This window comes from Spartobacteria bacterium UBA695 (genome assembly GCA_002298145.1).
Lineage (GTDB): Bacteria > Verrucomicrobiota > Verrucomicrobiia > Chthoniobacterales > Chthoniobacteraceae > UBA695.
In genome coordinates this window covers 139,692-164,558 of the sequence record DBMP01000023.1, presented here as the reverse complement: position 1 = coordinate 164,558, position 24,867 = coordinate 139,692, and the positions used below count along the sequence as shown (strand labels likewise).

Genomic DNA, 24,867 nt, shown 5'->3' with positions numbered 1-24,867 from the left:
GTGCGACCGGCGTGATGGCGATTGATTTTCCATAATGGCTAACGACGGCGATAAATCCGAACAACCTACTGAGAAGCGGCTGCGCGAGGCGCATGCCGAGGGGCAGTTCGCGCGCTCGTCCGAGATCAATATTGTGTTTGTGCTCATCGCGGCGCTCGGGGCGACGATGTTTACGCTGCGCGAGCAGGTGGTGCGGATTGTGGAGATTGCGGTTGCTATATTTTCTCATCTCGGGCAGTACAGTTTTGAGCCGCAGTCCGTGGCGGAATGGAGCCGGGTCTCCGTGACGACGATTTTTCAGCTCGTGCTGCCATTGGGAATTGCGTGTGCGGTTGCGGGGACGCTTGCGGGCGGGCTTCAAAGCCAGTTTCAACTGACGCCGAACGCGCTGGAGCCAAAGCTGTCACGGCTCAATCCTGCCGCGGGATTTGAGCGTGTTTTTTCCCCACAGGGGTGGCTAAAGCTTGGAAGTGAGGCTTTCAAGCTGGCGGTCGTGGGGCTGGTTGTTTGGGGGGCGGTGAAGAGTATTCTTGTTGATCCGCTTTTTTATATGCCGGTTTCGCTCACGCGGCTTGGCTCGTTTTTTCAACAATCTATTTTGACGCTTCTTGGGCGGTTTGTTTTTGCCCTGGGGGCAATTGCGGCGGCCAACTATATTTACCAACTGCGCAAGGTCAACCGGGACCTGATGATGACCAAGCAGGAGGTGAAAGAGGAGTTCCGCTCCACGGAAGGTGATCCGAATATCCGGTCTGCTCGGCGCACGATGGCTCGGCGGCTCTTGCAGAAGCAGATGCTCGGCTCGGTGCCGAATGCCGATGTGGTGGTGACGAATCCGACGCATTTTGCCGTTGCTCTCCGCTATGAACGGGGTACGGACAAAGCGCCGATTGTTCTTGCCAAGGGGATGCAGATGTTTGCGCAGCGCATCAAGGCGATTGCCGCGGAGAATGAAGTGCCGATGGTCGAGAACCGCTCCGTGGCACGGATGCTTTTCAAATATGGACGGGTAGGCAAGCCGATTCCTGTCGAGCTATACAAGACGGTCGCGGAGATCTTGGCGTTTGTTTACAAAACGCATCGCTACTATTTCCATAACCTTAAAAGTCGGCGGGCTGCGGCTACTTCCGCCGCTGTCGAGGCTCGGCAGGGGGCCCAAGAATAATGGCTCCGCTCGCGACGCTTACTAATAATCAATTTGGCGCGCTCTTGAAAAAGGGCGATCTGCTATTTGTTGCGGCGCTTTTCGGAACGGTGCTGATTTTGGTGTTTCCCGTTCCGTCGGTGGTGCTTGATTTGCTTCTCGCGGCGAGTATAGGGATTTCGCTCCTGCTGCTGCTCATTATCATTTATGTGAAGGAGCCGGCGGAATTTTCGGGTTTCCCGACGTTGTTGCTATCGGTCACGCTTTATCGGTTGGCGCTTAATGTCGCGTCCACGCGGCTGATTCTTGTGGATGGCTTCGCGGGGCATATTATTGAATCTTTTGGTCATTTTGTCGTGCGCGGCAATTACGTGGTGGGGGCGGTTGTGTTTCTTATCCTGATCGTGATCAACTTCATGGTTATCACGAAGGGCGCGGGGCGTATCGCGGAGGTTGCAGCCCGTTTCACTCTGGATGCAATGCCGGGTAAACAGATGGGGATTGATGCGGAACTAAACGCCGGAATTATTAACGAAATTGCGGCGCAGAAGCGGCGGCAGAAGATCCAGCGGGAAGCGGAATTCTATGGCGCGATGGACGGCGCGAGCAAGTTCGTGCGTGGTGATGCGGTGGCGGGCATTCTCATTACGCTGATTAATGTTGTGGGCGGTTTTGTGATTGGCGTTATCCAGAAGGGCATCCCGATGGCGGACGCGTTGCAGAAATATACGCTGCTTTCGATTGGTGACGGCCTTGTGGCGCAGGTTCCGGCGCTGATTGTCAGCGTGTCTGCCGGTATCCTGGTCACGCGGGCGTCGGGCGACCTGAACTTAGGTGCGCATATTAGCAAACAGTTGACGCTTTATCCCCGCGCGCTGGCGATTGCCTCGGGGATGCTTTTCGTTTTCTGCCTTGTGCCGGGAATGCCGATTGCGCCTTTCCTTCTGCTTTCGACGCTGACGGGATTTACGGCTTATCATTTGAAAAAAACGCCCTCCCAGCAAACTGCAAAGGCGCTAGCGGGGGAGGCCGGAGCGGCGGGTAGCGCGGGAGGGGATGCGGGGGCGGCGATTGGCAAGACGACTACGGAGGATTTTCAGAAGCTGATTGACGTGAATGTGTTTTCTGTCGAACTCGGCTATGGGTTGCTTCACCTGGCGGAGAAGAAAAACGGAGGTGATTTGCTGGATCGCGTTACGGGTGTCCGCAAAACGTTCGCCCGCGAGATGGGGATTATCGTTCCCCCCGTGGCCATTCGCGATAATCCGGAGCTGAGCGCGAACGAATACCGCTTTCTTCTACGCAACAAGCAGGTTGCCAAGGGCGAGATTCTTTCCAAACGCTGGCTGGCGATGAATGTGACCAACAGCCCCGTGAAGCTGAAGGGGACGGAGACGGTGGAGCCGGTGTTTGGCATCAACGCGATTTGGATTGGCGAGGGCGAAAAGCGCAACGCGGAGATCAATGGCTATACGGTGGTCGATCCTTCATCGGTCTTGATTACGCATCTTTCGGAGTCGCTCAAGCAGGTGGCGCATCTTATCCTTTCGCGTCAGGACGTGCAGACGATGATCGAGCATGTCAAAGAGTCCAACGCTGCGCTGGTTAACGAACTTGTCCCGGATTTGGTCAATGTGGGGGTGATCCAGCGAGTCCTCAAAAATCTGTTGCGCGAGGGTGTGGCGGTCAAGAATCTGCCGGTTATTCTTGAAGGTATTGCTGATTGCGCATCGCTTTCCAAGAATCCTGATGACCTCTCGGAGCAGGTCCGAAAGCGCCTGGGACTCTATTTTATTTCAGATTACGAATGCGACCAGGGGCTTTTGAAGGCGATTACGTTCGATCCTCGTTTGGAGCAACTGCTCATTACCAAAGTTCAGCGTACGCAGTATGATGTGGGTTTGGTGATTGATCCCCAGCTTGCCCATCACGTTATGGGCGAATTGACGCGCCGGATGACGGAGATGTCGGAGCAGGGACTTACGCCGATTCTCATCACCACAAGCGACCTGCGTTTACCGTTTAAGCGCTTTTTTGAGCCGTCGCTGCCGAAGCTGGTTGTTTTGTCATACCAAGAGCTTCCCGCTCAGACTCAGATTCAGAGCGTCGGCATCATCCTGCTCCCTCAACCGAACCGCGCTGCCGCGTAAACGTATTCCATGACGTCCTCCAAAGAACAACACTTCAAATTTGTTGTCAGTTCCGCCGAAGAGGCTGTGAAAGCGATTCGCGAGCGCCTGGGGGAGACGGCGCGTGTTATTTCGGTTCGGCAGGTGGAGGGCGGGGGAATATCGCGCTTTTTGAGTGCCCCCAAACTTGAAGTGGTTGCTGCGGTTGGAGGGGAGGTGGCTGCGCCTGCTGAAACAAAGGAGCCCGAGTCAATAGCTCCAGCGGCTGCGCCTGGATTTGAGTCGATTCTGGGCGCACAGACTGAGAACGCGGGCCGGGGAGATCCTTTGGCGCGGTTGCTATTGCGCGGCGGTATTACCGAGGCGATGCTTGCGCGGCTGCGGGGCCGGAGAGATTGGGAGACGCTGAGCCGAAGGCCGCTTTCCGAAGCGCTCACGGAAGTCGCCGTCTGGCTGCGTGGCGAATATCAGCGCGGGCCGAAAAGGCCTCTTGGCCAATGTGCCGCCTTTATCGGGACCCCGGGTTCGGGAAAGACCACGGCGCTTTGCAAACGGCTTGCAATGGAGGTCTTTTTTAAAAAGCGCCAGGCGGTTGTATTGAAGCTTGATATGGACAAGGCGAACCCTTGCGATGGCTTGGCAGTGTTTTGCGATGTTTTGGGGGTGCCTCTAGTTCGTAGCGCGAGCGGGATTCCAGAGCTGGGACCGGACGGGGCTTTGTTTATTGACCTCCCGGGAATTTCAGCTGGCAGCCGGGGGGATATTGCCGAGGTTGCCAATCTGCTGGAGACGGTCCCTGAATGCAGCCGCGTCCTGGTGGTTAATGCCGCTTATGAAGCGGAGCTGATTCGGCAGGCCTTCCGCATGGGCGGGGCGTTAAGGGCGTCGCATTTGGTATTCACCCATCTCGACGAGCTTTTCCATTGGGGTAAACTTTGGGAGTTTATTCTCGACCCTACGCTGACGCCTCTCTTTTTCAGTACCGGTCAAAACATTGCGGGAGACTGCAACGAAGCGGTGTTCGATGCGGTTTTACAACATTCATTCCGCCGGGTTGGTAAGGAAAATGCTACGCAGCCCAGCGCACTATGAAATTCTTTCTCTTGATCGGTGGAGGCTGCGGCTTCTTGTTGTCGTTCGGGGCGGGACTTATCGCCGGCAACGATCTGATGATTGCGTTACGCGACGGCGCTATTGGCTGTGTTGCCGCAGCGTTGCTGATGAGGGGCTTTTTTTCCATTTATATGGGCGCGGTCAAGGATCTAGCGGCCGGGCGGGCTAGAGAACGGATGCGGAAGAACGAGGAAGTAAGTGTGAACTAATATGTCAAAGGCTCCTCCCCATTCGATCGCGGCCAAGGCCTTTAAGGCCTACACCGAGGCGTCGCCCGAGACGCAGCAGCAGTTTATTGAACGTCATCTCCCGTTGGTAAAGACGGTGGTGGATCGAATCTATGCCACCTTGCCGCCAACGGTGGATGTGGAGGATCTGCGCAGCAGCGGTCTTGCGGGCCTGATTACCGCGGTTCACAAATACGATCCGGCACAAAGTTCCACCTTTGTCGCGTTTGCAACATTACATATTCGAGGTGCGGTGATGGATGAACTGCGCCGGATGGACTGGATGTCTCGCGGTTGCCGTGAAAAGGCTAAGAGGCTCAAGGAGGCCATCGCGCTCATTGAACAACGGGAGGGGCGGCCCGCGACGGAAGAGGAGATTTGTCTGGCCATGGGGATGACGATGCAGCAATACGCGGAGTTGCTCGAAGATGTGAAGCCCATCACGTTCGTGCAGCTTGATAGCGAGGTCTATTCCGAGGATTCCGATAGCATTTCGCTGCATGAAATGATCCCTGATGAACTGCAAGTGCCCGCTCGCGAGGGATTGGAAAGAAAGGAACTCCTTCATTTGATGGCTGAGCGCATTGGGAAGCTTCCCTCTATTCCGAAGAAGGTCTTGGCGATGTACTATTATGAAAACATGCGGATCGCCGAGATCGCGGCGGCATTCGGTGTGACCGATGGTCGGATTTCTCAAATTCATACCCAGGCGGTCATGAGCCTGCGGATCTACCTGGAGCAGGTCCTTAAAGGCACCTATGTATCGACATGCTGCTAATTATTGGATTTCTCATTGTTCTGGCGGCGACGGTTGGCGGCTTTATGATGGCCGGGGGCGAGCCGTTGGTGTTGCTTCATCTGTCGGAGTTTGTAGTTATCGGCGGGATCGGGCTTGGAATTTTGGTGATTTCGAGCCCGTGGGGAACAATCAAGGCGGTGGTTGAAAAAGTGCAAATTGCCCTTACCGGCAAAGGTACGGGCAAAGAGGATTTCGTGGATCTGCTCAAGATTCTCTACGAGATCTTTATTGTCGCACGGCGTCATGGCTTGATTGCGCTGGAAGATCACATGCTTGAACCGGCGGGTAGCGTTCTCTTTCAGAAGTATCCCTCCTTTTTAAATGCGCCTTCGCGGGTGGAATTTCTCACCAACGGACTGAAGCCGCTGATCGACGGTCGCATTAAGCCGGAGCAATTGGAAGGGTTGCTTAAGGCGGAGTTGGATTCTCGGGAGAAGGAAGCGGAAGCTCCGGTCGGGATTCTTATGCTCATCGGCGATTCTCTTCCCGGGGTCGGGATTGTCGCCGCCGTGCTGGGGATCATTAATACCATGGCGGCGATCGCTGAGGGGCCCGCGAAGGTCGGTGAAAATGTCGCGGCGGCGTTGACGGGAACGTTTCTAGGCATTCTCAGCGCCTATGGTTTTGTCAATCCGCTGGCCAACCGGATACGCGTCAATAATTCGATGGAGACGCAATATCTCACTGCGATTTTAAAGGGACTCTCGGGGTTTGCTAATGGGATGGCACCGATCATGGCCATCGAGATCGCGCGGCGTTGCCTTGAAACACGGGTGCAGCCGAATGCCGATGAACTGGAAGTGATGTTGAAGGCGTTGAACGTGCATCAGCCGAAGTAGTTATGTCTCAAAAGGGAGGGAGCGCTCACGGAGGATCATGGAAAGTGGCCTACGCCGACTTTATGACGGCGATGATGGCGCTGTTCATGGTCCTCTGGATTACGGCGCAGGATAAAGACATTCTTCTGGAAACTTCCAAGTATTTCAAACAGCCCTTCAATGCATTGACGGGGCGTCCGGTGGGCGTATTGCCTGGGAAAGACGGGAGTGGGCAAGGCGATGAAAAGAATCGGGAGAAGGCATCTGCCGCAAATCTTGCTTTCCTGAATGCCATGGCCAGTGAACTGAACCGGATGCTGAACGTCAACGATGTTTCGCAGGAGAGCCCGGTGGATGTCGAGGTCACCTCGGATGGTCTGAAAGTGACGCTGTATGATCATAGTAAGCATCCGCTGTTTGATAATAATTCAGCGAATATTACCCCGTGGGGGAAATTCGCGCTGCAAAGCCTTGCCTGGATTATTGAGCGCAATGGGTTGCGGGTGGTGATTGATGGACATGCGGCGGCGGGGACGGTGATGCCAAATAAGGAGTATGGTCTGTGGGACCTGACGGCGGACCGGGCCAATATGGCGCGGCGGCTGCTGGAACGGTACGCGGTTTCGCCTGATAAAATCGAACGTGTTTCGGGATATGCGGATACCCGGCCTCTTCCCAATGCGCCCGCCAATTCTCAATCCAATCAAAGGCTTACGGTTAGCCTTTTGCTTAACTGACTAGTTGATCTATGGAAAATTTTCTTTCAGGCCGATCCTTCGGCAATACGGACAGGCCTACTGTGGGGAGGGAGCCGATGGGCGGGTTCCAGCCGCTGTTTGCCAAGCCTGCGCTACCCGCCATTCCTGATGAAACCACTATTGACTGCCAGAAGGAAACGCAGCCGCAACTCGAAATCGTAAATGGAAAGAATGGTGTCGAACGCATTATCGTTATTTGCACCTGTGGCAAACGGATTGAAGTGAACTGTGAGTATGAGTAAAAGGGGAATTTATTGCCCGGCAAAATATTCCGTAGCGCGCGGGCGCTATTTCTCGCGCATGGATTTTGGCGAGGCTAGTGCCGATGGCACACACATTGCTTAGCAACGGCTCTGAATGAACATCGCTAGCTACAGAAGCGCGGCATCGCTGGCAGCCTATGAAAAATGGCAGGAAGTGACGTCGCAGAATATCGCGGCTAGCTCCATGCCGGGATATAAGAAGAGCGATGTCTCATTCGAGAGCGTTGCGGGTGACATAATGCGGCTTGGGCAGCAGTCTGGTACGGCTCGTAATGACTCGCGAGGCGTCATGCCCAAGGTCAGTGTTCAAACCAACTTTACCCAAGGCGAATTGCATCGGACTGGCAGTGAGCTTGATTTTGCGATTCAGGGCAATGGGTTCTTTCAGGTGCAGCGGGAGAACGGCGAGATGGGATATACCCGCAACGGCGAGTTCCAGGCGGGTCCTGATGGTAAGCTGCTCACCAAGGAAGGCTTGGTGGTCATGGGCGAGGGGGGGCCTATTACGCTGAACCCGGCGGGTGGGACGCTATCTGTCAATAACGAGGGGACGCTGACGCAGGGCGATCAAGTGATCGGAAAGCTGGCGCTTTATGATGCGAAAAATTCACAAAATCTGAAACGCCTTGGAAACGTGATGTTCGGCGCTGCGCCCGGGCAAAAGCTCGAACGCGTCGATACCCCCGCCATGATTAATGGCTACGTGGAGGAGAGCAACGTCTCGCCGCTCACCGAAATGGTGAATCTGGTGGCTGTGTCGAGAGCGTATGAGGCCTGCCAGAAAACAATGACGAGCGATGGCGACGAAACCGACAAAGCCATTCAAATTTTAGGCAACCCCCAAGCGTAACAGAGCATGATTCAATCCCTCTACTCCGGTGCAACAGGCATGGCTGCTCAGCAGTTGAATCTCGACAACATTGCCAACAACCTGGCGAATGCTAATACTACTGGATACAAGCGAAGCAAGATTGAGTTTCAGGATTTGCTTTACCAGAAACCGCGGGTTGCGGGAACTGATTCCGGTGGTGGAAATATGGTTCCAACCGGGGTGGAGGTTGGCAACGGCAGTCGGGTGGTTTCAACGTCGAAAATCTTCACGCAGGGTGAGCTCAAGGAGACGAATAGCGAATATGATATGGCCATCAATGGGGAAGGGTTCCTCGAGGTCAAACGGCCTGACGGGACGAGTGCCTATACTCGCGATGGCGCTTTGAAGGTAGACAGTTCCGGCCAGGTCACCACGAGTGACGGGCTTCCCGTGTTGAGCGGATTTGGAACGATTCCCTCGGGTACTACCTCGATTTCCATCGCCACGACGGGGGAAGTGACTGTGACAACCGCAAACGGATCCAACACGTTCCGGATTCATCTCGTGCGGTTCAATAATCCGAGTGGCTTGCATAGCTGCGGCGGAAATCTCTATGAGGAGACGGCCGCCAGTGGAACTCCGCAGCAGGGTAACCCCGGGGAGAGCGGTTTTGGCACAGTGATTCAGAACTACCTCGAGAGCTCCAATGTCAACATCGTTGACGAAATGGTAAATATGATCCAGGCACAACGCGCGTATGAGATCAATTCAAAAGCTATCCAGACTTCCGACGAGATGCTTGGTAAAATCAGTGAATTAAAACGATAACCGATGGCAAACCTTTCCTTTCAATTTGGCGATCGGTTGCTTGCATGGATGCGTGTCTCTGCTTTTTTATTAGCATTCATTGGTGTTACGAAATGTGCAAATGCTCAGTTGGATCGCCTTCTTGCGCCAGTTGAAAATATCCCTCCGGCGTCAAGGCAACCTGCCGTGCGTGAGGAGACACCGGTGGCTGTACCGGCTGTAGGCGCGGCAGTTGCGGAGGAGAAAGCGGCCGATGCCCGAATGTATACGAGCGATGATTTGTTGCGCGATATCAAGGCGCAGGTTCTTGAACATTATGGGGTGTCGGGCGATTTGGTATTGGATTTGGCTCGTCCATGGGGGGCTGTCAAAGTGCCTGCGTCTGGCGCTGATCTCAAGGTGACGGAATATCCCCGTGATGGCTTGGCTAATGTGATAAATATCGGATGCAAGGTGACCGTCGGCGAACAGACGGTGGGGGAATGGAACGTTACCCTCAAGGCCAGGTTGTGGCAGGAAGTGTGGGTTGCATCGACTCGACTGGAGCGAGGACGTGATTTGGATGAATCGGTGGTGAATGTCCAGAAAGTGGATATTTTGCAAAACCGAAATGCGCTGCTGGGCAGCGATGAAAAACTTTCGGGCTATCAACTGGCGCAAAACGTCAATGCGGGAGCCCCGCTCATGAAGCGCGACGTCGTGGGAAAGCCGGTCATTCGAAAAAATCAGATTGTCGAGGCGGTGATCCGGCGCGGGGCACTATCCATTACAGTAAAGGCCCAGGCGTTGGAAAACGGAGCGCCCAAAGCGCTGATTCGGATGCGTAATTTGGATAGTAAGAGGGAGTTCAATGCACAAGTGCTCAATGAAAGTCAGGTCAATGTCGTATTTTAGGTGGATTGTCATCGGTTTGGCGATCGCTCCGGGAATGATTCACGCGGGTTCGCTTTGGCGTGATGGCATTACGGACGAACGGGGGATGTGCGCGGATAAGCGTGCAAAAAATATCGGCGACATTGTCACGATTGTGGTTAGCGAGACTGCTTCGCTGAAGAATACGCTGAACCTGACTACCAACAAAACCAGCACGGGCCTTGAGGGGTTGGCCAGTAATCTCCTTAACCAGGTCATCACGGGGATTCCCAATGCGCTCATTAACAGGAAAAATGAGGCTTTGGCGAAGAGCGGCAGCAATAGTATTGTGATCCCAACGGTTCCAACGGTATCGACCACCGGAACGAATGCCTATACAGGTGGGGGAACGATCGAAAACAGTCAGACGGTTACAGCAAAGCTTGCCGTGCAGGTGACGGACGTTCTGCCTAATGGCAATCTGGTGGTCGAGGGACTGCGGCAGGTCAGCTTTTCTAAGGAACGGCAATTTGCTTGTGTTCGCGGCACGATTCGGCCGTACGATATCCAGCCGGATAATACGGTTGCTTCGGTGAATGTTGCCAATGCGCAAATCGAGATTGTCAGTGAGGGAACGCTGACGGATGCGCAGAAAAAGGGCTGGCTGTTGAGGTTCAACGACAAAATCAACCCCTTCTGAGAATGAACGGCGTTTTACATTTCACGTCAGGAAGCGGGAGGGTAAGCCATTGGGTCGTGCGGTTCGCGGTATTATTGGGGGTGTTGTTTTTAACGACGATGCAGAGCCATGCCACGCGGATCAAAGATATGGTGCTGATCGAGGGCGGGCGCGATAACCAGTTGGTCGGTTATGGGCTGGTTACGGGCTTGGCGAACAAAGGCGACAGCCAGCTCAACTATACGGTGCAGAGCATTGCCAATGCCCTTCAGCGCTTTGGGGTCCAGGTTTCTCCTAGCACGCTGAAATCGCAGAACGTGGCTGCCGTGATGGTAACGGCTGACATTCCCGCGTTTGCAAAACCAGGGAGTCGGATCGATGTAACGGTTTCGGCTATCGGTGATGCGACGACAATTCAGGGAGGCGTCCTCCTGCAAACGCCGCTGCTGGGCGCGGATGACGTGGTTTACGCGGTGGCTCAAGGGCCGCTGGCGGTTGGCGGGTTTTTGGCCGGGTCGTCGTCGAGTGGCGGAGGATCGAGTGTGCAGAAAAACCATCCCACGGTGGGGGTGCTCAGCGGCGGGGCGCTCGTTGAACGCGAGGTCGCGGCTAATATTGTCAACAACAACAGTGTTAATCTTCTGTTGCTGAATCCGGACTATGCTTCGGCCGCGCGCATCGCGGAGGCTGTAAATAATGTCTTCCCGAGGACGGCGGTGGCCAAGGATGCCTCGACGGTTAATGTCTGCGTGCCGAAGGACTACTGCGGGTACGAGGTGAACTTCATTGCGTCGCTGGGGGCGATTGAAACGATTCCCGACAACGTTGCGCGGGTGGTGATTAACGAACGCACTGGAACCATCATTGCCACTTCCAATGTCCGGATTTCCACGGTCGCCGTGAGCCACGGTTCGCTGACAATTAGCATCGTTTCAACTCCGGTCATCAGCCAGCCCGCGTCCTTTACGTCGGGGCAGACGGTGACTTCGCAAACGAGCGAGACGCAAGCTAATGAAAAGAAGGGCGGCTTCAAGGTTGTCGAGGAATTGCCGACGATCCAGGAGGTGGCCGCGGCGCTCAATGCGCTCGGGCTTTCGACGCTCGACATGATGGCGATTTTCCAAACGATGAAAAAGGCGGGTGCGCTTCAGGCGGATTTGATCTTAAACTGATATGGACGCGATCAACGCTATAATGCCAAGCGTGACCACGGGGAATTTCAACACCGTGGACGCTTCCTCGAAGGTGAAGGGGAAAAGCTCGGAAGACGACGGCGTGCAGACGGCTGAAGTATCGCGGCAGTTTGAGGCGATTTTGCTGCGGCAGTTTCTTGGCGAATCGATGAAGCCGTTGCTGGAAGGCGGACCGGCAGGGCAGGTCTATGGATATTTGCTGACCGACTCCCTCGCGGATACCATGACCAAGGCGGGCGGACTCGGTCTTTCGAACATTTTGCAGGCACAACTTACTCAATGACTACCGAATGGGAATTATTAGCGGATGCGTTTCGTAACGAAGTCCAGGAATACGGCGGCTTGCTCAATCTTTTCGATCGGCAGCAGGGGGCGATTTTGGAACGCGATCCGGAGCTGGTTTTGGCGGTAACGGGGATGCTGGAGGAGCAGGCAAAGACGGTCGATCGCTGCTTGCATGAGCGGGAAGCGTTGGTCAAAAACTTGGCTGCCAGCTGTGGTAAACCGCCGGATACGCCGGTTCGCGAGCTGATATTAAAGGCCTCGGAGCCGATGCGCCTTCTCCTTTCAGCGTTGATTGACGAAATCAATAACCTGGTATTTCGCTCCAAGCGCCGGGCCCGGCAAAACCAGATGCTTCTATTTCGGTCCATCGAGGTTTTGCAACAAATTCTCCAGCGGCTGAATCCCGGCGAGGTCGTGCAGACGTATTCCAAGGAGGGAAAACCTAACCTTTCGGTTGTGAGCTCATTCATGCGTTCGATCGCAAAGAGTTGATCCGCCTATGTCTGGCCTGTTTAGCGCATTATCCAGTTCGGCTCAGTCCCTCTCCACCCAGAGCCAGGGTGTCCAGATCGCGGGCAAGAATATTGCCAATGCATCTACAGATGGGTACGCGAGGCAGCGGTTAAATATTGGCAGCCAGGGCCCGGCGGACAATGGGGCGGGTGGGGCCCAATCTGTGACTGTTCAGCAGCTCCGCGACAAGTATCTCGATGTTCAGGTTTCGCGCGAGATTTCGCAGACGAGCTACCTCAAGGCTCAAAATCAGAATTTGCTCAAGGCCCAGGCGGATCTCGGCGAGGAGATCACTAATGCATCGGGGGCATCGTCGATCACTGATGACACCTCCACGACGAGCGGCATTGGCGCATCTATCACTGACTTTTTCAACGCTTTTAGCAGCCTTGCGTCCAGCCCGTCGGATACGAGCGCCAAGCAAGTGCTACTGCAAAAAGCGGATCTGCTCGCTAATCAGATCAACGTTGCCGATACGCACCTTGATTCGCTTCAAGACGATATTATTGCACAGAACACCGACGATCTCAGCACGGTCAACGACCTTCTGGGGCAAGTGGCGAACCTCAATGGGCAGATTCAGAAATCCGAGGTGAACAGCCCCGGCTCAGCGGTGGATTTGCGCGACCAGCGGCAGACGGCCTTGGAGAAACTGTCGCAGTACATGGATTTCACAACGAAGGAAATCTCCGGTGACAACGGGCAGATTCAAGTAATGGGGCAGGACGCGGATGGCAACGATGTGCTGTTGGTCGATAAGGCAAGCGCGCTGGGCGAGGTGACGTATAACGCGGATGAAAAGACCTTCTCCGCTGGATCTCCTTCAACAGTGCTGGAACTGAAAGGAGGCTCGCTCCAGGGCAATGTGGATGTGCGCGATGGTGAGATCCAGGATCTCCGGGATAGCCTCAAAAGCTTGGCCGATCAGCTCACCACCTCGGTGAACGAAGCCTACAATACCGGCGGAACGGCTGGGGATTTCTTTTCCACTGCGCCGACGTCGGGGCTGATCGCCGTGGATTCCAATCTAACCTATTCCACGCTGAAAACGGCTTCCAACGGCGACTCGGGCGGAAACGATATCGCGCTGGCTGTTGCCGCCGTGGCCAGTAAGGATTTCTCTACATCGAGCGGCGATGGCATTGACGGAACTCTCAGCGGCTTTTACGGCAAGGTGGCCAGCGGCCTGGGCGAATCGGTTTCCTCGTCGGAAAGCAAGCTCAGTGATCAGCAAACGGTTGAAAAGCTGATTACCAGCCAGCGCGATGCGGTAAGCGGGGTTTCGCAGGATGAAGAACTGACGGATCTGATGAAATACCAGCGGGGTTTTCAGGCTTCGTCGCGGGTTATTAATGTGATTGATAAACTTCTGGATACCGTGGTCAACGGTCTCATTCAGTAGCCGCGAACGCTGTGCCGAACGATAGGCATTGAAAGAAACGCAAACCTTTATTAGAAATACAGGACATGCGAGTACCTTCCAGTGCATTTTCCGACACCTTAAGCTCGCAGCTTCAACATTTGGGGCAGCAGCAGGCGCAACTTCAGAACCAGGTGTCCACCGGGCTGCGCATTACGAATTTGAGCGACGACCCGGCGGCCGCTGGGCGCGTGCTCGGCCTCCAGACCGAGACGAAGCGGATGCAGCAATACCAGCGCAATAACGGCCAGGCCACGGAACTGACCCAGGCCGCCTATTCCGCGCTGAACTCCATCAAGACGATTTCCGACCGCGCCGGGGAGCTTGTTACTCTGGGCAGCGGAGCATCGAGTGCTGATTCCACGCAGGCCTATGCCAAGGAGTCCAACCAGATGCTGGAGCAGTTCCTTCAGGCGGCCAATACCAAATACGACAACGCCTATTTGTTCGGCGGCACGGTGACGGACACTACCCCTTTTGTTGCCGAGCGAGATGCTTCGGGAAATATCACTTCGATTTCGTACCAGGGCGGGGCGAATTCGCCGGAATTTGAAGTGGGTGAGGGGGCAACCATTTCGCCCTACACGAGCGGGGAATCCAATCAGGAGTTGGCTGATTTTGGCAATGCGCTGGTGAGCTTGCGGGATGCGCTGACTCATCAGGACTCCTCCGCCCTTACCTCCACGGTGCAGAGTTCACTGCAGAACTCCGAGGATGATATTCTCAATACGGTCAGTACCATTGGCGCGGTGCAGACTCGGCTGGCGGCCACCAGCACGCAAAATCAGGCCCGTTTCAGCAGTCTCCAAAACCTGACTTCCACTGATACTGATGCGGACCTGGCCACCACGACGGTCAAGCTGTCCCAGACGAACAATGCCTACCAGGCAGCGTTGGAGAGCGGTGCGAAGATTATGCAAATGTCGCTGCTCGACTATTTGTCGTAGTTAAAATGTGTGGTATGGAAGAATCGTCTGGCGTGGCACGCGATTAGCTTTGCATCCCTGCCGCTCAATGAATTTATGAAACTTGCCACGGAAACTGGATCGGGTATCCAGCCTTGTCAGATATCGCTGCCGTTCGGATTGATCGGGCTCGCCGACTTGCAGCGGTTCGACCTTTTCCCCATCGAGGGGAGCTGGCCGTTCCTTACCATGCGTTCGATGGGGAACGAGCCGATCAGCTTTGTGGTGATGGAGCCGCAAGGTGCCGTTGCCGATTACGAGATCGAGCTGAACGAGGAAGACGCCGACGGGCTTCAAATCCACAGCCCGCAAGACGCACTGGTGCTGAATATCGTGACGATTCATACATCGAGCCCGCTATTTGTCACCGTGAACCTTGCCGGTCCTGTCATCCTGAATCGGCGGAGCCTGACCGGCAAACAAGTGATCGTCGGACGTTCGAGCAAATACTCGGTGCGGCATGTGCTGATCGACGAGCGCATGGCGGCACCTCAACCCAACGCCTAAGGCCATGCTAGTCATTACGCGAAAAGCAGGGGAGGGGGTTATGATTGGCGACGAAATTGAAATTCGGGTCAACCGGATCGAAGCCGATTTTGTAAAGCTGGCCATCCGCGCTCCTCGCGATCTGGGGATTTATCGAAACGAGGTTTACAAGCAAATCAAAGAGAGCAATCTGGCGGCGGCTCGCAAACCCGGTGGAGAAATCCCAAAATTGTCTTTGCCGCCAGGTTTGGCGAGGAAAGATCCGATGCCCTAATCCTTGCGGTTTCTTTGGTTGTTACTGAACGGCCGACCGATGTTTCTGTCGGAGCCGGATGTCTATTTTTAGGTTTGCATGAATTCCCAAAAAGCAGAAGCGCTCGCTGAGCCGCCGCTGACAGATCGGCTCGCTCCCAATGCAAAGATCATGGGAGGACTGGCTCCCGGTGAATCCGCGGACTGCCCGCCTCGGATCGAGCCGGTGGCGGATAGTGGAGACCGTCCGTTCTGGTCGGTCATGATTCCTGCCTATAATCCCGACGCGGATTATTTGGCCAAGGCTCTGCGCGGTGTGCTCGCGGCGGGAATCGAGGAAGGGCAGATGCAGATTGAAGTGGTGGATGATGCTTCGACCAAGGGGGATGTTGCCGCCATGGTTCGCTCGATTGCGGGAAGTCGTGTGTCGGTTTACCGGCAGCCTGAAAACCTGGGGCAACGCCGCAACTGGAATAGTTGTATTACGCGGGCCCGGGGGGAGTGGGTACACCTATTGCATGCCGACGATGTGGTTCTGCCTGGCTTCTACGCCCGGATGCGGGAGGAGATCTCAAAGGTTGACGGCGTTGGTGCGGCTTTCTGTCGTTATGCGCATATCCGGGGCGACGGCCAGCCGTTTTATGTTTCTGAAACGGAGCGTCCTACTCCTGGAATCCTGGAGAACTGGCCCCGGCGCCTCGCCGTGATGCAGCGCATCCAGCCGCCTTCAATCGTTGTGCGTCGTTCGGCTTACGAGGACCTCGGCGGATTTTGGAGCGCCGCGGGGAGCTGTGTTGATTGGGAAATGTGGATGCGGATCGCGGCGCGGTATCCTGTTTTGTATCATCCCGAAGTGATGGCTTGCTACCGCTTGCACGCTAGCTCGGGGACATCGTTTTTACGCCAGACGGCGGCCATGACTGCCGATGCGGGCAAGGCGATTGAACGATTCAACGCTTATCTTCCGCAGGAGCAGCGCGGGGAGTTGATGAGGCTGGGAAAACAGCATTATGCAAGGAGCGCCTATCGTAGCGCATTGCATTTGATTGACGAAAAGAATTACGAAGCCGCGATTCACCACGTGGAGGCGGCGTTGAAATTGGACCCATCGCCCGAAAGTGTGAAGCTGGCGGAAGGCGTCATGGCGCGGCTCCCTACAGTACCCAATCCGGAGAGACCGGCGGACGTTGCTCCCTGCGACTTTTTCGGTGCGGATGAAGTTGTGAATATTCAAGACATCGTTGCCGCTTATCGCGAAAATCCGTCGGATGCAACGGTGGCGGATCATCTGCGGGCGCTGCGGCGTGGGCTTGGCGATTTTCTGCTGCACGCTGATTCCGCCGGTTTTGAAAAGTTGTTTAGCGGAAACTTTGGCACGGTCTACCGGCTATATCTCAAGAGCGGCTTCCAAAACGAACCGCTGATTTCCGATGAGGCGGATCGGGTGGCGAAAGCGGCTGCGGCATTGATCGGGGAGCTGTTTGATTTTCCAAGTCTGCTGATGTTGATGCTTTACCGGATGGCGCATCACCAGTTCGTGCCGCTGGATTTGGAGCGCATTCCGGAATGGTTTCTTGATGATTATCTTGGCTACGTTCTTTATGCGCCGCAGCTCTTCTTCCATAAGGGCGAAGTCGAGGAGTATGCGACGCACCTTTGGGGATGGGTGCGCGGGATTCATCGGCGAACGCGCAAGCTGCCGGGTGCTGCGCTGACTTATCGTGTGGCTAAATATTTTGCGCTTCATGCGAACTTTATTCCGCTCTATTTCGTTGCTCGAAACACACGGGAGTGGATGACTCGCCGAGCGGGTATTTTGGAATTCTTTTTGGAAAAATCCGGCGCGGCGCTTAATGCTAAACTGTATGCCTCCACGCCCCACCGTCGGAGAATAAAGGTAGGCTTTCTCAATGCGCATTTTGCTTCGCAAACGGAGACCTATTCCACCCTGCCCACGCTTGGTCTTGACCGGTCGCAGTTCGAGGTGTCTGTCTTCATCCTGGCCTCTCATCCCGGGCCGTTGGAGGATGCCTGTAGAGCGCGCACCGATCATTTCACGGTTTTGCCGCCGCGTTTGGCGGATCAGGTAAACGCGATTCGCAAAGCGGCGCTGGATGTGATTCTCATCGGCACCAATGTTACGGCGGTTACAAATCAAGTCGCCCTGCTGGCCGCTCACCGGTTGGCTCCGGTGCAATGGATTACCAATTCCTCGCCCGTTACAAGCGGTATGAAGTATGTGGATGGCTATGTTTCGGGAACCTACTCGGAAGCCGATGACGCGTCTGGGCACTATAGCGAAAAACTGCAATTGCTCGACGGCCCCGCGCATTGCTTCGACTATACTGTGGACGCTTGCGCTCCTCGGGTGCATTTCGACCGGGAAGCGTTGGGTATCCCGAAAGAGGCCGTTGTGTTTGTAAGCGGCGCGAACTGTTTTAAAATCTTGCCGGAGCTAATGGATGCGTGGGCCCGGATTCTGCGGGATGTGGAGGGGGCGCGGTTGCTATTGCACCCCTTTAATCCGAATTGGTCCAGCGCCTATCCCATTCGGCAGTTTGAACGAAGCGTGGCGGCATGCCTCGCGCGGCATGGGGTAGATCGTAGCCGCCTCGTTATTTCCACCGAGCGCCTGCCGTCTCGCGCAGATGTGAAGGAGTTGCTGCGTTTGGGAGACGTCTACCTCGATTCGTACCCGTTCGCTGGTGTTAACTCCACGGTCGATCCGCTGGAACTAGGCATCCCCACGGTTGTGTGGGATGGTGCGACTTTTCGCTCGCGCATGGCCGGTTCGCTGTTGCGTGAGTTGGGGATCCCCAGCCTCATCGCGACGGACGAGGCGGGGTATATCGGGCTGGCTGTCAAGCTTGGAACAGAGGCTCGGTGGCGCGCTTCGCTAAGCGAGGAGATTACCCGTGCGATGGCTCGAGGCCCTCGCTTTTTGGAAACGAGTCAGTACGCCAAGAATCTTGGTGAATTAATCGAAGGACTCTTTCCGCACCGGAAGGCGATGGAGTCTGTTCGTGAAAAATCGGAAACGAAAACGGCGCCTGAGCTGAGCGGGGATCCTTTGCAAGCGGCCATCCGTTTCCATAGTCGCGGGCAATTCGCAGAGGCCGAGGAATGCTATCGGCAAATCCTCCTTGCAAACCCTCAAAACGCCGAGGCGTGGCATTTGCTGGGGGTGCTGGCCCACCAGTGCGGCAAGGATGAGAGCGCCGTTGAGTGGATTGAGCAAGCTCTGCAATTTGAGCCGGAGAATGCTGTGTTTTGGAATCACCTCGCGGAAGCTTGCAACGGAATGGGGGCGTTGGAGAAAGCACGAGTGTGCTGTCTTCGCGCGTTGGAATTGCAACCGAATTTTGCGGAGGCAATGGTGACGCTGGCTGGGGTACACCGGGGCGCGGGTGAGTTGGACGAAGCTTTGGGGTTGCTTGCGCGGGCGTTGAAGCTCAAGCCAGGTTATGGTGAGGGGCTCTTGCAATATGGGCTGGCCCTGGCTGCAAAGCGGGATTTTAAGCAGGCCATTTCGATTTTTAAGAAAGCATGTGCTGCTGTGCCGGATTCTGTGGAGGCCCGCTATCATCTTGGCGTGGCTTGGGAGGAGAGTGGTCGTTACCCGGAGGCGCTGGGGTGCTACGAACGCGCCGCGAAGTGCAATCCCAAAGTGGGCGAAGTGTGGCACCGTTGGGGGATGCTCCTCATCGGGCTTCGCGACTATGCCAAGGCGGAGGCGATTCTGCGCAAGGCGGTGGGTTGTAATGAAGCGGACCCTGAATACCATTACCAACTCGGACGGGCGTTTCAACTGAGCAACCGTTCCCAGGAGGCGCTTGCGGAGTTCAATCTGGCGATCGAGCGTGGCGGCAATACGCCGGAACTTCACAATAACCGTGGCATTCTCTTTAAAGAGCAAGGACGGGGCTTCGATGCGGTGGAATGTTTTTATCGGGCGTTGAAGCTCAAGCCCGATATGATCTCTGCGCTCAACAATCTCGGGGCAATTTGTACGGATATAGGGATGACGAGCGAGGCGCTCGAATGCATTCGGTTGTTGATTGCCCGGCGGCCCGATCTTCCCAGTGCGCATAACAATCTGGGCAAGCTCCTAAAAGATAGCGGGCGGGCCGCCGAGGCGTTGGCTTCGTATCGCCGCGCGATGGAACTGGATCCTAAGATGCCTGAGTTCCAGCATAATTATCTGCTTTGCCTCAACTATGTGCCGGGGCTCCATCCGCGCGAGGTCTTCGAGGCTCATCGTGCCTGGGGTGAACGGACGGTCAGGAATATTGCGAGGCGTTATAAGAGGCAGAGACCAATGGGATCGGCGGGAAGGAAGCTGCGTATTGGGTATGTTTCGGCGGATTTTTGCCAGCACCCGGTTGCGGCGTTTATTGAGGCTCTTTTCGAGCGACAGGACCGGGAGCGCTTCGAGGTGACGGCTTACTGTGATGCGAAACGACTGGACAACGTTACGGAACGTCTCCGGGGGCTGACGGATCGCTGGCGGCTTACGGCCGAGATGTCCCACAGCGAGCTGGCCCGCAAGATTGAGGAGGATCAAATAGACATCCTGGTGGATCTGAGCGGGCATACCGCGTGGAATCGCCTTGAGCTGTTTGCTCTCAGACCCGCGCCGGTGCAGGTGAGCTATCTCGGCTATCCCGCGACGTGCGGGCTTTCGGCCATTGATTACCGAATTACGGACTCTTTTGCCGATCCAGAGGGAACCACGGAACAATGGCATACCGAGCGGCTTGTGCGCCTTGCCTCGTGTGCTTGGTGCTACCAGGCTCCGGCGGACGCCCCCGCCATTGTCGCGAATCCATCGGCCCAAACGGGCTACGTGACTTTCGGCTGTTTCAATCAGCTCGCGAAGCTCAATCCTGGCCTTTTTGAACTCTGGATTCGCCTGCTAAAACGCGTTCCGGGTTCCCACTTGACGCTCAAGGCCAGGACGCTGCACGATCCGGCTGTAAAGCAGGAGATTATCGAATTTTTCTCAAAGCGTGGCATCGATGAAACGCGTCTAGATATGATTGGATACGCACCGTCGGTGGCAGGGCACCTAGGGGCTTATCGGCAGGTCGATATTGCCTTGGATAGCTTCCCCTACCATGGAACCACAACCACGTGCGAGGCGCTCTGGATGGGCGCCCCGGTGGTAACATTGGCCGGAGGGACGCATGTATCGCGGGTGGGTGTCAGTCTCCTTAATGCGATGGAATTGCCGGAGTTGGTCGCCTCCAGCGAGGATGAGTACCTCGCGATTGCGGCTCATTTAGCCGAAGATGAACCACGCCGCGTTTCTCTCCGGGAGGGGATGCGCGCGAGGATGCAGGCGTCGCCGTTAATGAATCCGGGGGCGTTCGCCGCGTCGATGGATGAGGCTTTCCTCAGGATGTGGAGGGAGTACGCCGGGCAATGGAACTAAGGCCAATGGAACGGGGGCCTAATGGCACGGGACCGAGGTGGCCTTGGGCTCTCTATAGTTGTACTCGTTGAGCTTGTTCCGAAGGGTGCGGATGCTGATTTTAAGTATTCCCGCAGCGTGGCTCCGGTTGCCTTTTGTCAGCGTCAATGCATGAAGAATGTGGCGCTTTTCCAGTTCATCCAGCGAGGATAGGATGGGCTCGGGCTTGGATTCGGTGGATTTGACTTCGACGGGCGCGGCGGCCTTGGCTGGCGCATGCACGGAATTCGAGATGATGAATCCGAGCGCTTCCGGCAAAATGGGGTCCTCTTCCGGGGAGAGAATGACGGCGCGCTCGATGCAGTTTTGGAGTTCGCGGACGTTGCCCTTCCACGGCCATTGTATCATGGCATCGAGGGTTTCCAGAGCGAAGCCAGGAATATTCCGATTGTAGCGCTTGCAGGAGGTGTAAAGAAAATGCTCCGCCAGCTTTGGAATGTCTTCTTTCCGTTCACGCAGTGGGACGATGTGGACGGGGAAGACGTTCAGGCGATAGTAAAGGTCCTCGCGAAAGTCGCCGTTGGCCATCGCTTGCTTCATGTTGCGATTGGTGGTGGCGATGATTCGGACGTCCACTTTAACGGTCTTGGTGCCGCCCACGCGCTCGAATTCGCGCTCTTGCAGTACGCGGAGGAGCTTGGCTTGGAGCCTGGGCGGAATTTCGCTGATTTCATCAAGGAGAAGGGTTCCTCCGTCGGCCATTTCAAACCGACCGATGCGGCGTTCCAACGCTCCGGTGAAGGCTCCTTTTTCGTGGCCAAAAAATTCGCTCTCCATCAGCGTTTCTGAAACGGCCGCGCAGTTGATTTTGATGAAGGGGGCGTCGGCCCGGGAACTGAGGTTGTAAATATCCTGTGCGACCAGTTCCTTGCCGGTGCCGTTTTCACCGGATACCAGGACGGTGGCTTCCGTGGGGGCTACTTTATGGATGAGTTGCTTGAGTTTGAGCATCGCCGGGCTTTCGCCCAGGAGGTTGAGGCTCTTGCTGACGTCGTTGCTCAAGTTGCGGTTCACCTTCATGATGCGCGAGAGCATTTGCGCTTTTTTGAAGGTGCCTTCGACCTGCTCGATGGTAAATGGCTTGATGAGGAAATCGAATGCTCCTAAACGCATGCATTCGACGGCGCTTTCGATGTTTACTTCGCCGCTCATCATGATGACTAGAGGGCGATCCGGCATGTTCGATAGCTTCTGTAGCAGCTCAATACCGTCCCCATCGGGTAGCCTGACGTCAAGAAACATGACGTTGATCTTGCCACGCTGGATCTGCCTTTCCGCTTCGGAAATGGTACCAGCGAGTATTACGGAATGTCGTTTGGCTCGAAGAGCGTCCGCCATGCTTTTGCGGATAATCGCTTGGTCGTCAACAATTAAAATGCGGTCGAACGGCATACTCCATGCTTCAGGGGAGATAAAATATTATTGGGAAAAATGCGATGTTTAAACTTTCTCACTGCAAGCATGTTGTACACATATCATATATAAATACTGAATATTAGAACTTCTATATTATAACCTGTTGGACTGACAATACGTTTTTATACGGCTTTTTGTTAGTAATATATCTCAGTTGTGGAAAATGGGGGGGTATTCAGGCTGTTTTTGTAGTGTGGCAAACGCCAGCAAAGTACGATGGAAAGAGGGTTGCGGTGCGGTAGCTTGGGTAAGTAGAGCTCTGCGGAAGCGGAGGAATACTATATTATCTAGAAAATTAATGTAGATCGCGGAGTAAGTGTGCTCAAAGATATATTTAGTAATATAAAAAATAGCTTGCTTCGGTGGTTTTTTCGAATGGATGGGATGAGGATTTCAGCTGAATACCAGGAACCGTTGCGTTACGGAGCAGAGCATGTTGTGATTTCTGATCTTGGCGATGACGGCTTCGGTCAGTTCCATTCCTTCTGGAAATAGCAGCAGGCCAGCGGTGTTGCTAATGGCGTTGGCTAGGCGCATCCCGGGGGCGAGGTCGTCCGCCATGACTTCCCGAACCCGGAGGGGGAGGCTTCCGGCCTGAGTCATTTGGAAAAATAGTCGGACGGCTTCGGGATCGAAGGCGCTTCCAGCCTGGTTTTGAATGGTTTCGAGCGCTTGTTCCTTGGGCAGGTTGCAGTCTACGAAAAATACGGCGATCGCGAGGCAGCGTGCGGGCCAGGGGATGGTTTCTCCGGCGAAACCGTCGGGATAGCCGTGACCGTCAAAGCGTTCATGATGGGCGCGGATGATTTCGCCAACACGCCGCATATTGTCGGCAAAGAAGACCAACTGTTGGCCCCGGGCTGGGTGGTGGCGGAAGGCTTTTTGTTCGTCGTCGCTGAGGGATGCCGGGTCGCTATGCATCCGGTGTAGGAGGCTGCGCGGATAATTGATGAGGCCTAGGTCGTGCAGCCAGGCCGCGCTGAGGAAGGAAGCCTTTTCCTCGGGGGGAAAATACCGGCTTTTGGCCATTCGGGCGCAGATATCCACGACGGCGCGGGCTTGGTCGCCCAGCAGGGGATCGAAGGCGTTGAGCAACTGGTAGCAGAATCTGGTGGACTGCTCGAAGGTGGAGTCCAGGGCATCGCGCAGTTTTTTAATCTCGGCGGTGGCAATGACCATGGCCTCCACTCGTGTTTTGAGTTCTTCCTCTTTTTGGTAAAGCTGGGCGCGGAGGTCGGCCGCTCTTGCCTCCAAGAGGGCGAAATCTGGGGAACTGGAGTTGTCGGGGGATGTTTCGGACATGGATCAACCGTGGATGCGGAGGGTTTCGGCCTTGGTGCCGTTGTGGTAGACGTGTTCCACTGCCTTCAGGCGTTTGGATGCGGATTCGAGCCTGCGGGCGGTGCGCTGCGTCTCCTGAAGCTTTTCGTTAGTGAGCTCGATGTTCCGCTGCACCATTGCCTTCAATGCTTCCAGGCGGACCTGGAGCGAGGGATGATCGCTGATCCGGCCCGCGCTGGCGTTGATCTGTGCCATGGCGTTAAGAATGGCGGTCTTGGTGGCGTGAAGGGTCTCTACGAGGACAAAATTCCCTTCCCTGATCGCGGTGTGCTGGTGTTGCGTCAGGTCTTCGTAACTGGCGAAGAGGCGCCAGAATTCCGGTTCTGGGGGGGGCGCTGTCATGCGACTTGCACTGCCGATTTATCCAGCATTTCGGCCCAGGCGTCGCGGATTTGCCCCAGCAGGTCGCTGACGACCGCGATGGGCGCGGGATCTTTTTTCAGGTTCCCCTGGTGCAGTTGGGTGATCATAAAATCGTACAAAGCGTACATTCGGGGCGAAAAGTCGCCTTTGATTTTCATGTCCAGGCTGGCCTGCAATTCTCTGAGGATGTCTTGCGCGCGGACGATGTTATTGTGGATGGTCTCATTGCGCTTCATGAAGTCTTCGATTTGGAAACCGGCTTGGGCGGTGGCCATGAACCGGAGTGCGCCGTCGAAGAGCATCAGGATCAACTGGCCGGGTGTAGCGGTGTTGATGGCGGCGGTTTGATACGATTTGGCGAATCGCGCGAGTTGCATGGTTTATTTCCCCGCGCTGGTTAGGAAGGTGTCGGCTATGGATTCGATCACGTCTTTGGGCGGATAGCCGGAGTCGGCTACGAGCTGTTTGGCTCGTTCCAGCACCTCGGGGCGCACGTTGGGTTGATTCCGGAGGGCCTCCAGGAGGTCCTCGTTTTGTTCCGGCAGATAGCTGTCGCTGACCGTCCTGGAGGTCTGCGTATCATTGTCCACACTTTTGGTCCCTGGTTTTGAGTTCGCGGCTCCCACCACGATTTCTGGTCTAACGCTTTGAATGTTCATTGGATGATTGGCGATACTCGTTGTTTATTGTTTCCCTATATCGGCGGGATGCGGGACCAGTTTAGTGTTTTTTTTCGAGACGAAGTGTCGTGGCTGGAATG

Annotated in this window: 25 protein-coding genes; 20 read left to right on the top strand and 5 right to left on the bottom strand. The window is 55.4% G+C overall.

Annotated elements, in window-relative coordinates:
* Positions 1 to 34 precede the first annotated feature (34 nt).
* The 20 genes from B2828_RS13220 to B2828_RS13125 all read left to right on the top strand — a co-directional run bounded on the left by B2828_RS13220 (position 35) and on the right by B2828_RS13125 (position 20,948).
* Positions 35 to 1,165, top strand: coding sequence for an EscU/YscU/HrcU family type III secretion system export apparatus switch protein (locus tag B2828_RS13220; RefSeq protein ID WP_479634229.1), 1,131 nt, complete (start codon positions 35 to 37; stop codon positions 1,163 to 1,165).
* Positions 1,165 to 3,294 (top strand): flagellar biosynthesis protein FlhA, encoded by a 2,130-nt coding sequence (gene flhA, locus B2828_RS13215; protein ID WP_479634228.1) that lies wholly within the window; start codon positions 1,165 to 1,167, stop codon positions 3,292 to 3,294. The genes B2828_RS13220 and flhA overlap by 1 nt, the downstream gene beginning before the upstream one ends.
* Before the next feature lie 9 nt (positions 3,295 to 3,303).
* On the top strand, positions 3,304 to 4,365 hold the full coding sequence (locus B2828_RS13210) for a flagellar biosynthesis protein FlhF (RefSeq protein WP_479634227.1): 1,062 nt from the start codon (positions 3,304 to 3,306) through the stop codon (positions 4,363 to 4,365).
* On the top strand, positions 4,362 to 4,595 hold the full coding sequence (locus B2828_RS13205) for a hypothetical protein (protein ID WP_479634226.1): 234 nt from the start codon (positions 4,362 to 4,364) through the stop codon (positions 4,593 to 4,595). The genes B2828_RS13210 and B2828_RS13205 overlap by 4 nt, the downstream gene beginning before the upstream one ends.
* A gap of 1 nt (position 4,596) precedes the next feature.
* Positions 4,597 to 5,391: a sigma-70 family RNA polymerase sigma factor gene (locus tag B2828_RS13200; protein ID WP_479634225.1), complete on the top strand. Its 795-nt coding sequence runs from the start codon at positions 4,597 to 4,599 to the stop codon at positions 5,389 to 5,391.
* Positions 5,382 to 6,251 carry a motility-associated protein gene (locus B2828_RS13195; protein ID WP_479634224.1) on the top strand — a complete coding sequence of 290 codons (870 nt, stop codon included), beginning with the start codon at positions 5,382 to 5,384 and terminating at the stop codon, positions 6,249 to 6,251. The genes B2828_RS13200 and B2828_RS13195 overlap by 10 nt, the downstream gene beginning before the upstream one ends.
* A gap of 2 nt (positions 6,252 to 6,253) precedes the next feature.
* Positions 6,254 to 6,967, top strand: coding sequence for a flagellar motor protein MotB (locus tag B2828_RS13190; RefSeq protein ID WP_479634223.1), 714 nt, complete (start codon positions 6,254 to 6,256; stop codon positions 6,965 to 6,967).
* Between the two features lie 11 nt (positions 6,968 to 6,978).
* Positions 6,979 to 7,230 carry a hypothetical protein gene (locus B2828_RS13185; RefSeq protein WP_479634222.1) on the top strand — a complete coding sequence of 84 codons (252 nt, stop codon included), beginning with the start codon at positions 6,979 to 6,981 and terminating at the stop codon, positions 7,228 to 7,230.
* A gap of 115 nt (positions 7,231 to 7,345) precedes the next feature.
* Positions 7,346 to 8,101, top strand: coding sequence for a flagellar hook-basal body protein (locus B2828_RS13180; RefSeq protein ID WP_479634221.1), 756 nt, complete (start codon positions 7,346 to 7,348; stop codon positions 8,099 to 8,101).
* A gap of 6 nt (positions 8,102 to 8,107) precedes the next feature.
* The gene (flgG, locus tag B2828_RS13175) at positions 8,108 to 8,890 is read left to right on the top strand and encodes a flagellar basal-body rod protein FlgG (RefSeq protein WP_479634220.1); all 783 of its coding nucleotides are present in this window, start codon (positions 8,108 to 8,110) and stop codon (positions 8,888 to 8,890) included.
* Between the two features lie 3 nt (positions 8,891 to 8,893).
* Positions 8,894 to 9,763, top strand: a complete 870-nt coding sequence (gene flgA / locus B2828_RS13170; protein WP_479634219.1) for a flagellar basal body P-ring formation chaperone FlgA — start codon at positions 8,894 to 8,896, stop codon at positions 9,761 to 9,763.
* Complete coding sequence (locus B2828_RS13165; protein ID WP_479634218.1) at positions 9,735 to 10,421, top strand: flagellar basal body L-ring protein FlgH; 687 nt, start codon at positions 9,735 to 9,737, stop codon at positions 10,419 to 10,421. Before flgA ends, B2828_RS13165 begins: the two co-directional genes overlap by 29 nt.
* A gap of 2 nt (positions 10,422 to 10,423) precedes the next feature.
* Positions 10,424 to 11,572 carry a flagellar basal body P-ring protein FlgI gene (locus B2828_RS13160; RefSeq protein ID WP_479634217.1) on the top strand — a complete coding sequence of 383 codons (1,149 nt, stop codon included), beginning with the start codon at positions 10,424 to 10,426 and terminating at the stop codon, positions 11,570 to 11,572.
* Position 11,573: 1 nt separating this feature from the next.
* The gene (locus B2828_RS13155) at positions 11,574 to 11,876 is read left to right on the top strand and encodes a rod-binding protein (protein ID WP_479634216.1); all 303 of its coding nucleotides are present in this window, start codon (positions 11,574 to 11,576) and stop codon (positions 11,874 to 11,876) included.
* Complete coding sequence (locus B2828_RS13150) at positions 11,873 to 12,370, top strand: flagellar protein FlgN (RefSeq protein ID WP_479634215.1); 498 nt, start codon at positions 11,873 to 11,875, stop codon at positions 12,368 to 12,370. Before B2828_RS13155 ends, B2828_RS13150 begins: the two co-directional genes overlap by 4 nt.
* A 7-nt stretch (positions 12,371 to 12,377) precedes the next feature.
* Positions 12,378 to 13,793, top strand: a complete 1,416-nt coding sequence (gene flgK, locus B2828_RS13145; protein WP_479634214.1) for a flagellar hook-associated protein FlgK — start codon at positions 12,378 to 12,380, stop codon at positions 13,791 to 13,793.
* A gap of 65 nt (positions 13,794 to 13,858) precedes the next feature.
* Positions 13,859 to 14,758 (top strand): flagellar hook-associated protein FlgL, encoded by a 900-nt coding sequence (flgL, locus tag B2828_RS13140; RefSeq protein WP_479634213.1) that lies wholly within the window; start codon positions 13,859 to 13,861, stop codon positions 14,756 to 14,758.
* A gap of 75 nt (positions 14,759 to 14,833) precedes the next feature.
* Positions 14,834 to 15,283: a flagellar assembly protein FliW gene (fliW, locus tag B2828_RS13135; RefSeq protein WP_479634212.1), complete on the top strand. Its 450-nt coding sequence runs from the start codon at positions 14,834 to 14,836 to the stop codon at positions 15,281 to 15,283.
* A gap of 4 nt (positions 15,284 to 15,287) precedes the next feature.
* Positions 15,288 to 15,536, top strand: coding sequence for a carbon storage regulator CsrA (gene csrA, locus B2828_RS13130; protein WP_479634211.1), 249 nt, complete (start codon positions 15,288 to 15,290; stop codon positions 15,534 to 15,536).
* 240 nt (positions 15,537 to 15,776) lie between these two features.
* The gene (locus B2828_RS13125; protein ID WP_479634210.1) at positions 15,777 to 20,948 is read left to right on the top strand and encodes an O-linked N-acetylglucosamine transferase family protein; all 5,172 of its coding nucleotides are present in this window, start codon (positions 15,777 to 15,779) and stop codon (positions 20,946 to 20,948) included.
* Between the two features lie 18 nt (positions 20,949 to 20,966).
* On the opposite strand, the gene B2828_RS13120 is transcribed toward B2828_RS13125, so the two are convergent.
* From B2828_RS13120 to B2828_RS13100, 5 genes are all read right to left on the bottom strand, one after another.
* On the bottom strand, positions 20,967 to 22,379 hold the full coding sequence (locus B2828_RS13120) for a sigma-54-dependent transcriptional regulator (RefSeq protein ID WP_479634209.1): 1,413 nt from the start codon (positions 22,377 to 22,379) through the stop codon (positions 20,967 to 20,969).
* Positions 22,380 to 22,796: 417 nt separating this feature from the next.
* The gene (locus tag B2828_RS13115; RefSeq protein WP_479634208.1) at positions 22,797 to 23,705 is read right to left on the bottom strand and encodes an HD-GYP domain-containing protein; all 909 of its coding nucleotides are present in this window, start codon (positions 23,703 to 23,705) and stop codon (positions 22,797 to 22,799) included.
* A 3-nt stretch (positions 23,706 to 23,708) separates the two neighbouring features.
* Positions 23,709 to 24,086 (bottom strand): hypothetical protein, encoded by a 378-nt coding sequence (locus B2828_RS13110; protein WP_479634207.1) that lies wholly within the window; start codon positions 24,084 to 24,086, stop codon positions 23,709 to 23,711.
* Positions 24,083 to 24,484 (bottom strand): flagellar export chaperone FliS, encoded by a 402-nt coding sequence (fliS, locus tag B2828_RS13105; RefSeq protein ID WP_479634206.1) that lies wholly within the window; start codon positions 24,482 to 24,484, stop codon positions 24,083 to 24,085. The genes B2828_RS13110 and fliS overlap by 4 nt, the downstream gene beginning before the upstream one ends.
* Before the next feature lie 3 nt (positions 24,485 to 24,487).
* Positions 24,488 to 24,697 (bottom strand): hypothetical protein, encoded by a 210-nt coding sequence (locus tag B2828_RS13100; RefSeq protein WP_479634205.1) that lies wholly within the window; start codon positions 24,695 to 24,697, stop codon positions 24,488 to 24,490.
* Positions 24,698 to 24,867 lie beyond the last annotated feature (170 nt).